The organism is Streptosporangium minutum, from assembly GCF_002149035.1.
GTDB lineage: Bacteria > Actinomycetota > Actinomycetes > Streptosporangiales > Streptosporangiaceae > Streptosporangium > Streptosporangium minutum.
In genome coordinates this window covers 29,579-40,942 of the sequence record NZ_NGFP01000051.1, presented here as the reverse complement: position 1 = coordinate 40,942, position 11,364 = coordinate 29,579, and the positions used below count along the sequence as shown (strand labels likewise).

15 protein-coding genes are annotated in these 11,364 nt (G+C 68.8%); 9 read left to right on the top strand and 6 right to left on the bottom strand.

What is annotated here, in order from left to right:
* The coding region (locus CA984_RS13870) for an integrase core domain-containing protein (protein WP_086571966.1) at nt 1-201 on the top strand (201 nt) is incomplete at its 5' end.
* On the opposite strand, the gene CA984_RS13865 is transcribed toward CA984_RS13870, so the two are convergent.
* On the bottom strand, nt 149-589 hold the full coding sequence (locus CA984_RS13865) for a site-specific integrase (protein WP_133061654.1): 441 nt from the start codon (nt 587-589) through the stop codon (nt 149-151). The two genes, CA984_RS13870 and CA984_RS13865, sit on opposite strands and share 53 nt — an antisense overlap.
* Before the next feature lie 425 nt (nt 590-1,014).
* Here CA984_RS13865 and CA984_RS13860 point away from each other — a divergent pair, with 425 nt between their 5' ends.
* The 4 genes from CA984_RS13860 (at nt 1,015) to CA984_RS47850 (ending at nt 5,111) form a co-directional block, all read left to right on the top strand.
* Nucleotides 1,015-2,268, top strand: a complete 1,254-nt coding sequence (locus tag CA984_RS13860) for a coiled-coil domain-containing protein (protein WP_133061653.1) — start codon at nt 1,015-1,017, stop codon at nt 2,266-2,268.
* A 992-nt stretch (nt 2,269-3,260) separates the two neighbouring features.
* Nucleotides 3,261-4,319, top strand: a complete 1,059-nt coding sequence (locus tag CA984_RS13855) for a coiled-coil domain-containing protein (protein ID WP_165781238.1) — start codon at nt 3,261-3,263, stop codon at nt 4,317-4,319.
* A 226-nt stretch (nt 4,320-4,545) separates the two neighbouring features.
* Nucleotides 4,546-4,998 carry a recombinase family protein gene (locus tag CA984_RS13850; protein ID WP_242675934.1) on the top strand — a complete coding sequence of 151 codons (453 nt, stop codon included), beginning with the start codon at nt 4,546-4,548 and terminating at the stop codon, nt 4,996-4,998.
* The gene (locus CA984_RS47850) at nt 4,995-5,111 is read left to right on the top strand and encodes a helix-turn-helix domain-containing protein (protein WP_242675933.1); all 117 of its coding nucleotides are present in this window, start codon (nt 4,995-4,997) and stop codon (nt 5,109-5,111) included. Before CA984_RS13850 ends, CA984_RS47850 begins: the two co-directional genes overlap by 4 nt.
* Nucleotides 5,112-5,262: 151 nt before the next feature.
* On the opposite strand, the gene CA984_RS13845 is transcribed toward CA984_RS47850, so the two are convergent.
* On the bottom strand, nt 5,263-6,288 hold the full coding sequence (locus CA984_RS13845) for a saccharopine dehydrogenase family protein (protein WP_207620853.1): 1,026 nt from the start codon (nt 6,286-6,288) through the stop codon (nt 5,263-5,265).
* 78 nt (nt 6,289-6,366) lie between these two features.
* On the opposite strand from CA984_RS13845, the gene CA984_RS13840 reads away from it, so the two are divergent.
* A complete protein-coding gene (locus CA984_RS13840) occupies nt 6,367-6,981 on the top strand; it encodes a TetR/AcrR family transcriptional regulator (RefSeq protein ID WP_086571958.1) in 615 nt (204 codons plus the stop codon).
* 202 nt (nt 6,982-7,183) lie between these two features.
* Here CA984_RS13840 and CA984_RS46100 read toward each other — a convergent pair whose 3' ends face one another.
* Both CA984_RS46100 and CA984_RS13835 read right to left on the bottom strand, forming a co-directional pair.
* Nucleotides 7,184-7,324, bottom strand: a complete 141-nt coding sequence (locus tag CA984_RS46100) for a hypothetical protein (RefSeq protein ID WP_165781237.1) — start codon at nt 7,322-7,324, stop codon at nt 7,184-7,186.
* A 178-nt stretch (nt 7,325-7,502) separates the two neighbouring features.
* Nucleotides 7,503-7,901 carry a pyridoxamine 5'-phosphate oxidase family protein gene (locus tag CA984_RS13835; RefSeq protein WP_108724573.1) on the bottom strand — a complete coding sequence of 133 codons (399 nt, stop codon included), beginning with the start codon at nt 7,899-7,901 and terminating at the stop codon, nt 7,503-7,505.
* Nucleotides 7,902-8,147: 246 nt separating this feature from the next.
* Between CA984_RS13835 and CA984_RS46095 the strand changes: the two genes are divergently transcribed.
* On the top strand, nt 8,148-8,300 hold the full coding sequence (locus tag CA984_RS46095; RefSeq protein WP_165781233.1) for a hypothetical protein: 153 nt from the start codon (nt 8,148-8,150) through the stop codon (nt 8,298-8,300).
* Between the two features lie 8 nt (nt 8,301-8,308).
* Here the strand turns inward: CA984_RS46095 and CA984_RS13825 are convergent, their stop codons facing one another.
* Nucleotides 8,309-8,719, bottom strand: coding sequence for a RidA family protein (locus CA984_RS13825; RefSeq protein WP_086571952.1), 411 nt, complete (start codon nt 8,717-8,719; stop codon nt 8,309-8,311).
* A gap of 378 nt (nt 8,720-9,097) precedes the next feature.
* Complete coding sequence (locus CA984_RS13815; RefSeq protein ID WP_165781236.1) at nt 9,098-10,159, bottom strand: pentapeptide repeat-containing protein; 1,062 nt, start codon at nt 10,157-10,159, stop codon at nt 9,098-9,100.
* A 384-nt stretch (nt 10,160-10,543) separates the two neighbouring features.
* On the opposite strand from CA984_RS13815, the gene CA984_RS46090 reads away from it, so the two are divergent.
* The gene (locus CA984_RS46090) at nt 10,544-10,684 is read left to right on the top strand and encodes a hypothetical protein (protein WP_165781235.1); all 141 of its coding nucleotides are present in this window, start codon (nt 10,544-10,546) and stop codon (nt 10,682-10,684) included.
* 118 nt (nt 10,685-10,802) lie between these two features.
* A complete protein-coding gene (locus tag CA984_RS13810) occupies nt 10,803-11,012 on the top strand; it encodes a hypothetical protein (RefSeq protein ID WP_086571949.1) in 210 nt (69 codons plus the stop codon).
* Nucleotides 11,013-11,364 lie beyond the last annotated feature (352 nt).

The following is an 11,364-nucleotide window of genomic DNA, read 5'->3' as shown; positions in this document are numbered from 1 at the left end:
GCGGCGGCCGAGTCGTTCAACGCGACCCTCAAACGCGAGATCCTGCAGGGGGCGCGCCACTGGCCCGATGCCCGAGCAGCCCGCCTGGCCGTGTTCGGCTGGATCACCCGATACAACACGGTCAGGCGGCATTCCCGCCTCGGCCAGATCAGCCCGGTCGATTACGAGAAAGCTGCAGGTAGCTTGAAGCTCGCCGCCTGAATTCGGTGTCCACGTTCAGGGGGGAGCCCCCGTAGGCGCGCAGGGCCAGCCGCGCCTGTTTGGTGGCGGGCTTGCCGAGCTGGGCGTGATCGTGGGCGGCCAGGATGCAGGCCAGCGCCCGGTCGATGGAGGCCGGCGCGTAGGTGTGGGCGGCCAGATGGGCGACGTAGTTCGCCAGGGTCTCGGCGGTGGCGGGCAGCAGGGCGTGCCCGCTCTCGTCGCACCATGCGCCGTACGTCGCCCAGTCGCGGGCATAAGCCAGGCGGGTGTTGGCGGCCAGGCCGCGCTCCACCAGCAGGGCGGCCTCCTCGGTCAGCCCCCGATCCAGGCCCCTGGCCTCCGGTAGCCCTGACTGCCGGCGGACAGCCACCTCGCCGTTGTTGATCATGGCCACCCAGTTTTCGCGCTCGCCGACCTTGATTAGCGATAAGACAGGTTATCGCTAATCAGCTGCCACCACTTCGGGATCCGTCCGTTCACCGGAAGGCCGGCCCTCTTCACGGGAGGGACCAGGCACCCCGGGGTGGCGGCCGGAGGGAGCGCCTCAACGGGCTCATGGGAGGGGAGCAGGAGGGCGAACACGGCGCGCTACGGGTGCGCCGACGATCACCGAAGCTCCGAAAAGGGCCTCTGAGCTGCGCACTGACACCTCATGCAGATTTCTACTGACATCTCGATGCAGATTCGCACTTAGGCTTGCGATAAGCAAAGTTATCGCAAGCCTGCCCGGCGTACACGCGTCGCTGAAATATCGTAACGTGACACTCCAGTTTTTTATCGTGTCATGAAGACACGTTTTGGTAGAGTGCTTGGGTGGCTGACAACGCACCACCCCGTTCTGCGGATGACCCGAAAAACACCGCTTTCGGCCTCCGCCCGGAACCGGACCATCCGGCCGACCCGCCCATGGCGCCGCGCGACGACGACCCGCCCGGTACCACCGGCCGCTCCGACGGCGGCCCGGGCGTGGTGGCCGAACCGCTCCGGACGCCCGCCGCCGATGCGGCGGCCCCGCACGGCCGATGTGCCTGGGACGGTCAGCCGCTGCCGCGCTCCACCGGCCGCCGGCCTCGCCAGTACTGCAGTGACGCCTGCAAAACCGCCGCCTCCCGCGCTCGGCGCAAAGAGCAGATCACCGCAGTGACCGCCGCACTGACCGAGTCCGGTGCGGTCCTGACCGAAGCGCGTCCGCTACAGGAGGCACTGCGCACGCTCGTCGACCGCTTCGCCGAAAAGGTCGACCTGGCCGAGACCGGCGCACTGGCCCGGATCAGTGCCGCCGAAGCCGAAGCCGCCGAGGACCGCGCGGACGCCGCGATCGCACGCGAGCAGGCCGCGGCCGCCGATCGTGCCCGCATCAGTGCCGAGCGGCGGATGCGCGAAGCCGAGCAGGCCCAGCGACTGGCCGAGAAACGTGAGGACAACGCCCGCGCCGACCTAGAACGCATCGAAGAAAAGACCCGCGCCGAAGTGCTCGAACTCGGCGAAAAGCTCGGCGACGCCAAGAAGGCCGCCGAGCTCGCCGAAGGCGTGACCGCCGACCAGGCCAACCAACTGCGCGCGCTGCGCACCGAAAACCGCGAGTTGCAGGCTGCCCGCACGGCACTGAACGACGAGCTCGCCGAACGCGGCCGCCAGCTGCAGACCGCGCAGCACACCAGCGTCCGGCTGCGGACCCAGCTGAGCGAGCACAGCGACCGGGCCGCAGCCCTGACGCTGCAACTGGCCACCGCCACCGCCGACGCCACCACAGCACGCGAAGAGGCCTTGGCCACCCACACCACCCTCGAGCGCGTGCGCCAGCACCACGACGAGCAGACCCAGCACCTGCGCGCCGAGCTGGAGGCCGCCCGGCAGCAGGCCGAGACCCGCGCCACCGAGCTGATCCGCCTCCAAACACTGCACGAGGCCGACCAGGACCTGCTCGCCGAACTACGCGGCCAGCGAGAGGACCTCAAGGCCCGCCACGACGCCCTGCACACCGAGGTAGGGAAGCTACGAACCGAGATCGACCAGCTGCGGACGCACCCCGCGCCCGCCGCCGCAGAGCCCGCACAGGACCGATGAAGCCGTCACCGGCCGGTATTACCGTAGGTCAGAGTGGATCGATCCGCCCGTCAGACGCGGCGTCGACGGCCAGAGGCAGGAGAGCTGAAGGGCCGTACGATGGCGCGGCCGGTGCTCTGACCACCGACAACCACACCGCGCAATGTCCGGCGAGCGGTCACCGGTGAGCCTCAGGATGCCAGGCTGGAGCTGGTGACGGCCTGGGGCGATTACAGGGTGGCGGCGACCGGCATCTGGCCATCATCGGGTCAGATGCTCAACGGCTGCCCGTAGCCCGCTCTGCACGCTTGAGGCCGAGTTCGTCCAGCCGCGTTCCACAGCGGCTGCGTACCGGAATCGTCGACCCGACGTCGAACCAGTCGATCAGCGCATGGCCGCCACTGACATCCCAGTGATGATTTCTGCTGACAGAAAATGACGAAACCGCAGCTCAAGCAGCCACAGCACCGTCAAAACCTCGCAGGAAACATCACCAGATTTCAGCCGGGGGAGTGACGCTGCACCGCCCAGGAGCGCATACACCGAACACGGCCAAGTCGCCGGGCTGCGGAGCATCTACCAAGGGAAGGGTGAGAGCGCTCAAAAATTAACACGAAACCGGCACAAAAGCGGCAAGCGCGTGAGAGGTCTTCACGCTACTGACACGAAGTGACGATTTCGCTGACACCACGTGACGAACCCCCAGGTCGGCGAGATGACGAATCCCAAATCCCAAGCACTGCGCGCCGGCCTTGCCCCCACGGATCTCAACTTGCGGGAATTTACATTCCCGGTAGTTACTGACAACCGCCCAAGACGCAACGGATATGAATTATTGATTTTGATTTTCTGGAAAATCAGAGTGCTACCCTGAGCTGGTGGCAGAAGAGACAGGTGCGGTGACGCCGTGTAAACACTGTGGGGCGCCGATCGAGCAGCGGCCGGGGAGAGGGCGTCCACGGGCGTACTGCCTGCAGGGGGACTGCCAGGCGGTGGCAAAACGGGAGCGAGAGTTGAGGCGGGCGACGCCGGGATTGGAGGGGGTGCTGGCACGGGCGGAGGAGTTCTACGAGCGCATGGAGAAAGGGATGGCGGCGACGATCGCGCCGCTGGCGCAGGTGCTGGCCGAAGAGCTGAGCCCCGCCGGGGTGGAGGCGAAGCTGAGCGCGGTGCAGGCCGAGGCGCACACCCGGGTGGCGATCGCGCGCACCGAGCGGGAACAGGCCTTCGAACAGGTACGGCTGGCCCGCGAGGCCACCGGTCACGCGCGGCGAGAGCGTGACGCGATGGCCCGGCAGGTGGAGGAGGCCCACGCAGAACGGGACATCGCGCTGGCCGATGCCGAGACCGCCAGGGAGCAGGCGCTGGCCGCCCTGCATGAGGCGGCTGCGACCGAACGTCAGGCCAAGCACGCCGAGCAGGAGGCCAGGCGGAGGGCCGAGCGGGCCGAGATGGCCAGGGACGCGGCAGTGCGGGAGATGGCCGAACGGGTGGAGGCCGCTGAGATCGAGGCGCAACAGGCCCGGGCGCAGGCCGTACAGGATCAAGGCCGGGCCGAGCAGGCGCGCGCGGAGCGGGACCAGGCGCAGAGCGCCGCCGGCGCCGCCGAGGAGGCAAGGGCCGAGGCCGAACGGGCCGCCGTCGCCTCCGCCGCCCGGGCCCAGGCGATCGAGGCCGAGCGGGATCGGGCGATGGCGCGCGCCGACGCTGAGGCTCGAGCACGTGGCGAGGCGGTGGCTGAGACGGTAGAGGCCCGCGCGCAGGCGGCCCGCGCGGAGAAACAGGCGGCCGAGGCCGAGAAGCGTACGGCCCGGCAACTGGCCGAGGCCGAGAAGCGCGCGACCAAGAAGATCTCCGAGGCCCGGGAACGCGCCGCAGCGAAGGTGAGTGAGGCTCAGGCAGAGCGAGACGAGGCGCGAATGCACTTGGCCATGGAGCAGATGAGACTGTCGGACCTGCGCGAGCAGGCGGAGGTGCTACGTGCCGAGGCCGCCCAGCTGCGAGAGCGCGCGGTGACGGCGGAGCTGCGAGCCACTGCGGACCGATCCGGACCGGCCACCCCCGAGCCCTGAGCCTCCAGGACGGGGTGCCGGTAAGAACGCTGTCATGAGCTCCATACGGCGTTGATCTTGTACGGGATCGATCATTTCTGAGACACCCTGCGGCCATAGCCCTGCTCTCAGCGTTTCGGCCTCGCATGTATGTCTCATAACCCGCGTACGAGAACTATGTTTCGCTATCCATGGTCAAGGCCGTTGATGAGGCAATATCCAGGTGAGCAGGATCGGCTACGGTCGGGTGTCCGCCCGAGACCAGAACCCCGACAGCCAGCGAGACGCCCTAACCGAGGCCGGATGCGACCGGATCTTCGTCGATAAGGCATCGGGAAAGATCGATCGACGCCCCGAGCTCGACAATGCGCTCGACTACGTCCGGCCTGGCGACACCTTCGTCGTCACCCGCCTGTCGCGCGCCGCCCGTTCACTGCGCCACCTGCTGGACTTGGCCGCGCAGCTCCGCGAGCGCGAGGTCGGCCTCCTGGTGCTCAAGCAGGGCATCGACACTTCCACACCTGGAGGCCGCCTGCAGTTCCACATGTTCGGCGCCTTCGACGAGTTCCTCCGCGGACTCATCGTCGAGGGCACCCTCGCAGGACTGGCCTCGGCCCGCGCACGCGGCCGAGTAGGCGGGCGACCGGCGGCCCTGCACGCCCACGGGGCGGAGATGGCCCGCGCCCTGTACGAGAGATGAAGGGCAAGGACGGCAAGCACCGCTACACCGTCCAGCAGATCGCCGACCGGCCCGGCGTCAGCCGCGCCACGATCTACCGCCACCTCGATTCCGACAAGCCGGTCTCGGCGTAGGAGGGCCACGGTGCTGCCCCCGATCACCTACACCCGGGCCGTGTGACGCATTTCTTACGGTCCCCCGATGTACGCGCGTCAAGTGACGTCCGCACCCGCGAGCTCGGCGGGGCGACCCGTGCCTGACAGTGCCATCATGAATCAGGTCGTCTCACGGGTGCGCCGCCCGTGATTCTCGATCGGCGGAGTCAGTGAAGGTGGCGCCGATCTCCGCCATCCGCTCGGCCGCGTAGCCGGGGTCGATCAACGCCTCAGGGACGTGGAGGCCGGGCAGCACGGGTTCGCCGCGCAGGCCGAGCAGTCGCTCGACGCCGAGGGCCACGCCGAGCGCCGTCAGGGGGCGCTGCCCCTCCGGGTGGAGGAGGTAGCGGCTTGTCCTGAGTGGTGCGCCCGCGCGGTCCACGCCTTCAAGGTCGATCTTGACCTCCGTGGACGCGGGCCCGCCGCGCCGCCTGCCCGCCGATTCACCGATCGCGAACGCGAAGCGGACGTTGGGCGCGCCCGTCGCGACGGCCAGGCTCGGCACGTCAAGGATGGGGACGATCTGGCCGGGCAGCACGGCGCCGTCGACGCTGGTGACCTCCACCTGTGCGTCGGGGCCGCTGACCCAGCTGAAGACGCCGTCGCGGCGGACGTGCCCCGCTGAGGTGGCGGCCAGCAGGCGTGCCATGTCCACCGTGGCCGCGGGCCCGCCGCTGTCCTGTTCGTCCAGCACCCCGCTGACCTCGATGGTGTCGAGCCGGTCGAACTCCCTGGCGAGGCCGAGCACCGCGAGGACGACGAGTCCCGCGTACCAGTGGCTGGCCAGCAGGATCGGCGCCGCGCCGGCTCGCAGGCCGGCGGCGACAACCTCGGGGCCGATGTCGACCAGGCCGCTGGAGATGCTGACGTACGGCAGGCCGCGGTCCTGTGCGTAACGCAGCCCGTTCAGGTGGCTGTCCCACACCATTGCCACGACCGCCGAGTAGCCGTCGGTCCGCTGGAGGCCGAGGTCGCCTCGCCGCAGATCGATGGTCACGGCTGTCGCGCCGCCGAGCTCGTCGGCGACCCGCCGGGCGCGGCCGAGATCCCGGCCCGCGATCGTCAGCGGCAGCTCCGGGTACCACCGGCGCAGGAGGGCTGCGGTCCCCACGCCCGCCTGGCCGGATCCGCCCATGATCAGTACGGAGTGCTCCACGGTGATGTCCTTCCGTTAACCTACATTCTGTAACTTACATTTTGTAGCTTATGCTGGAAGGCAACGCAAGGGAGGACGATGACCACGGGATCGACTCGCCTGTCCAAGCCGGCCAGGCGGGAGCAACTGCTCGACACCGCCATGGCGATCGTGCGCGCCCACGGCACCGACAGCCTCACGCTGCTCAGCCTGGCGGAGGCCGCAGGAGTGAGCAGGCCGATCGTCTACGACCACTTCGGCACCCGCCCCGGCCTGCTGATCGCGCTCTACCGGAGGCTCGACGAGCGGCACCGGGCCGCCTCGGAGGAGGCCCTGCGTGATGCCCCGGCCGTCCCCCGCGAGATCGCCCGCGTCCTGAGCGCCGCCTACTTCGCGTGCGCCACCGATATGCCCGAGTGGACCGCCATCTCGGCCGCGCTCAAGGGGAACCAGGAGATGGAGGCGATCGAGCGCGAACTGCTCGACGGCTACACGGACCTGATGGCCACCGCCCTGCGGCCGTACTCCAGGCTCACGCAGGAAGCCCTCCGGCTGCGCTGCGTCGGCGCGCTGGGCGCGGCAGAGGCGATCGCCGCGGAGCTGAACCGGGGGCGGGCCACCGTCGCCGAGGCCATCGCGGCGCTGACCGACTTGACCGTCGGCAGCATCGACGCCGGAGCCCAGGCAGGCGCGGGTGTTGCGACGACCAGTTGAATCCGCTTCCCGAGTGGAAGATCACCCATCCACCTCGGCGCCGCGGGTGGTCGCCGCCATCTGCAATGAGGCGCAGGGCAGCGCGGCATCGTGGTGTTCGGACATGGCGTAGCCGAGCAGCCGAGACATAACGCTTTGCTACTTTGCGGCTGGGCTGGCAGCGAAGTCCATGGCCAAAGCGCATCGCGACAGTTACACGGCGTTACTTCGCGGCTGGTGGCGCGGACCCGAGCATCGACTCCAGGCTCACGTTGCCTGGTGCCGACTTGATGAAGGCCAGCAAGGCGAAGTCATCGTCCTCGTCGGCTGGCGACTGGTCGCCGTCTCCCGGATCCTCGTTCACGGCGTCCTCCTCCCAAAGGCGCCCCCAGCCCCAAAGCAGGTCGATCGTTGCACGTCAGAGGCGTGTTCTGAACGGCGCGGAGGCTGGGGTTCCGCGCCGTCATCGTGGATGCCCATAGGTCACCGCCGCCCTGTCCCGGATTATGAAGCAGGACGGCTCCGCGGTGTCTGCAGGTCGTTCAGCGTTTCCCCGGCGCGTACCAGAGTCTGCCGGGCAGGTTGCCGCCCCTGATGACCTGCACGCGCCACGGCTCCAGCCGCAGCACGTGCAGCTTCGGGTCGCTCGGGTCGCGCCAGAAGTTGCCCAGGTTGTAGCCGGCTCCCTGCGGGCTCGTACGCCGGTAGAGATTCCACACGTGGCGTTTGGTCTCCAGGCCGTCGGCCCAGGTGGCGACGGTGTCGATGCTCACCGCGTTCTGCGGCGGCGTCCAGTAGGAGAACGTGCTGTGCGGGTTGCCCGCCAGGTGGGCGGCCTTGACCGGTGTCTTGTAGGTGGCGAGCCAGCCCAGCGGCCGGCCGTCGACGTTCTCCCGGACGGGGGCCAGCGACAGCTCGTGCACGCTCACCGTGCCGCGCATGTGCGCGGCGACCTGGGACGGGCCCAGGAGCGTGCCGTGCGCGAACGCGGTTCGTCAGGCCGCGGTGTGTTTCCGTCGTATTCCGGCCGCACCCGCACATGTTCGGTGCCTTCGACGAGTTCCTCCGCGAACTCATCGTCGAGGGCACCCTCGCAGGACTGGCCTCGGCCCGCGCACGCGGCCGAGTAGGCGGGCGACCGGCGGCCCTGCACGCCCACGGGGTGGAGACGGCCCACGCCGTACGAGATGAAAGGCGAGGACGGCAAGCGCCGCTACACCGTCCAGCAGATCGCCGACCGGCTCGGCGTCAGCCGCGCCACCTCGATTCCGACAAGCCGGTCTCGGCGTAGGAGGGCCACGGTGCTGCCCCCGATCACCTACACCGCAGGGTTCGGTTGATCGCCACCTTAGGAGTCGAGCACAGCGGCGATGGCTTCGATTTCCACGAGTTGATCTTCATAACCCAGCACTGTGACGCCCATCAATGTGCTGGGAACGTCGTGATCACCGAAGAAGGCCCGGACTACCTCCCAGGCGGTCCCCAGGTCCTGCTGCCTGCTGGACGCCACGAGAACCCTGGTGCTGATGATGTCATGCAGGGATGCACCGGAGTCCGTCAGGGCGGTCTGCATGTTTTCGAGGGCCTTCGCTGCCTGACCTGCGTAGTCTCCAACCGCCGCCGTGGATCCATCCTTGTTCAGCGGGCAGGCCCCGGCAAGGAAGATCAGGCGAGATCCGGTGGGTGCCGTGGCCGCGTAGGCGTACTCGGCGACGTCAGACAAGGAGGATGAGCGGATCAACGTAACTGCACGGCCCATGGTGGTTTCCCTTCAAATCAGGCAAGAATGTGGCCACCATGTCAAAGGATCTTTCGTTACGCCACAGGTTATCTGGCCTGGGAGCCTTGCCGCTGAGCTTGTTGTTTAGCCAGTTCGGCGGGGTTTGATGCCTTTCTTGTGGTGGGTGAGGCGAGCGTATGCCTCGCCGGTGGCCAGGACGCGTCCCACGTCGTGGTGGGTTGCCGGGCGGCGATTCTTCAAGCCGGGGTGGGCGCCCGGGGCCTGGCGTGGTGGGTTTGAGTGCACGGGCTGGAGATGGGGCCTTCGCGTGGAGGTTCCGGAACCCCCGCCGCACCCGGGTCGGGGTCAGCCTGGTCGGTCAGGCCGAGTTGGCCCGAGGGGGCAAACCGGGCATCCTCACTCCTGATCCGGCTTCGCCCTCGGCGCGGGCCCCGCCTCGGACGCCTCCTCGGTGCCCGCGCCCGCCGGTTCGCTCGGCGCGGGTCGCAGGCGCTCCGGCAGGCCCACCACATTCCGGAGGGCCGCGTCGGTGAGGTTTGCGCGGGTGAGGTTCGCGCCGATGAGGGTCGCGCGGGTGAGGTTCGCGTCAGTGAGGTCTGCGTCGGTGAGGTTCGCGTGGCCGAGGATCGCGTTGGCGAGGTCTGTGTCGGTGAGGGTCGCGCGGGTGAGGTTCGCGCCGATGAGGTCTGCGTCGGTGAGGTCCGCGCGGGTGAGGTCTGCGCCGGTGAGGTCCACGCGGCCGAGGGTCGCGCCGATGAGGTTCGCGTCGGTGAGGTTCGCGCGGGTGAGGCACGCGTCGGTGAGCCACGCCCAGGTGAGGTCCGCGCCCATGAGGTCCGCGCCGATGAGGTCCACGCCGATAAGCCACGCCCTGGTGAGGTTCACGCCGGTGAGGGTCGCGTCGGTGAGATCCGCGCCAGTGAGGGTCGCGTGGTCGAGGGTCGCGCCAGTGAGGTCTGCGCCGGTGAGGTCTGCGCCGCCGAGGTTGATTCTCATGCCGGGTGGGTCCTGACCGGCAATGCGCCGGCCGATCACGGTAAGAGCGGCCTGAAGGTCGGTCCGCAGCAGCGGCCTCCGAGATTTCACGATTCCCGTTTCGCCGGTTGCGACGTCTCGGGAGTGCTCCCGGACGAAGGCCGCCAGCACCTCCATGACCGTGGGATGGTCGCGGGCGGAGTCCCGGGCGATCCGCTCCAGCGCGTAGATGCCGCCCAGGCGAATGTCGAGCTTGTCCGAGCCGAGCTGCTCGATCGCCTTGGTGTAGCGGTCGGTCACGTGACCCTGCTCGCTCAGCCGGAAGGTCCGCCGGGCGGTATCGGCGTTGGTGGCGGTGTAGTAGACCGCCACCAGCGCGATCAGTCCGGTGGCGATCGCCAGTGCCCGCCCGCGGATCGCGTCCAGCGCCGCGGCCAAGTCTTTGCCGGCCAGCCCGTGCACCCCGTCGAAGTGCGCCAGCACCCATGTCGCGCCTGGGCCGAGCACCCAGGCCAGTCCCGCGACCAGGACCACGCACAGCAAAGCGAGCACGCACCGGGAAAACCCCCGCCAGCGCCTCATAAAAGCGAGTATGAACGGGGGAAACACGCGCCGGGGTTTCATATCCTCCAGGCTGGCCGGACCGCGCGGCCTCCACGAGGCCACCAACGTCAGCGATGGCCAATCGTGACCAGCAACGTCAGCGAGCACAGCGTTACCTGTCACGGGGCCGTTCTCGTGAGTTGGAAACTGGTCGCTGATCAAGACTCCGACCAGTCCTCTAACGTGGCTGGCCCCAGATGGTCCGTCCACTCGCGGCGGAGAGCATCCTCGACGTCGTCGGGGGCGTCACCATACGTCGCCGCGGTGGCCATCAAGCTGCTGGCGGATGGCCATGCCGAGGAGTGCATCACCTGCTCGGCGCCGATCACCACGACCGGATCCGACTACTGCGGCGAGCTCTGCCAGCGGGCCGACGAGACCGGCGAGCAGCGGCCAGACTGGTGACGGCGGTGAGTGACCTGAAACGAGGCCCCCTTAGTCCCTACCATCTGCCGGACAACCGCGGTCTGCCGGTCGTCGCGCCCGCCCTGGCAGTGACGCCGGCGCGATCGAGGCCGGCCCGATGACCGCCTTGGAACGCCTGCATCGCGTGGTCACCCGCGACGGCTCCGCCCTGCCTGAGGCGGCATGCTCGCTGACCACCGTTCGCCACTCGGGGCGCCTGGACCCCGATCGGGCCGTGTCCGTTGACCAGGCCGACCCCGCCCTGCTGTGCCCGGTCGGCGGTTGCCGGATGCGGGCCTGGCCACCACGGACCGGCACCGAGAACTGACCTAATGGCCCGTGTCCCCGGCCGCCGTGCGGTGATCTACTGGCAGCACAATCCAAGAAAGGGACAATCCAAGAAAGGGGATGCCATGAATCACCGTGGTGTCGACGTCGATGTTGACGTCGATGTGGGAGTCATCGTCCGGGGCTAAGGCAACTGGACACGACCCCGCAAAGATCCGATGAGACTTTTCTTCACGGTTTCAAGGCGGCCCGCCAGGAGCGGGCCGCTGGCGTTCACGGGCCGGGCTGCGGCTCTCCGGCCGGTCCCGGCCGCCGCCCGTCAGGTAGTGCCCACGATCCTCCAGCAGCCACCAGTCCCAGCAGTTCGCGGACGTCGCGGACAGGCCCACGCG

Bases quoted from the DNA above. Each gene is read 5' to 3' on its own strand.
- CA984_RS47850 (WP_242675933.1), top strand. From the start codon at position 4,995: ATGAAGGGCAAGGACGGCAAGCACCGCTACACCGTCCAGCAGATCGCC.
- CA984_RS13835 (WP_108724573.1), bottom strand. From the start codon at position 7,901: ATGCGCGGCACGGTGAGCGTGCACGAGCTGTCGCTGGCCCCCGTCCGG.
- CA984_RS13840 (WP_086571958.1), top strand. From the start codon at position 6,367: ATGACCACGGGATCGACTCGCCTGTCCAAGCCGGCCAGGCGGGAGCAA.
- CA984_RS46095 (WP_165781233.1), top strand. From the start codon at position 8,148: ATGAAAGGCGAGGACGGCAAGCGCCGCTACACCGTCCAGCAGATCGCC.
- CA984_RS13865 (WP_133061654.1), bottom strand. From the start codon at position 589: ATGATCAACAACGGCGAGGTGGCTGTCCGCCGGCAGTCAGGGCTACCG.
- CA984_RS13825 (WP_086571952.1), bottom strand. From the start codon at position 8,719: ATGGGCCGTGCAGTTACGTTGATCCGCTCATCCTCCTTGTCTGACGTC.
- CA984_RS13810 (WP_086571949.1), top strand. From the start codon at position 10,803: ATGACCGCCTTGGAACGCCTGCATCGCGTGGTCACCCGCGACGGCTCC.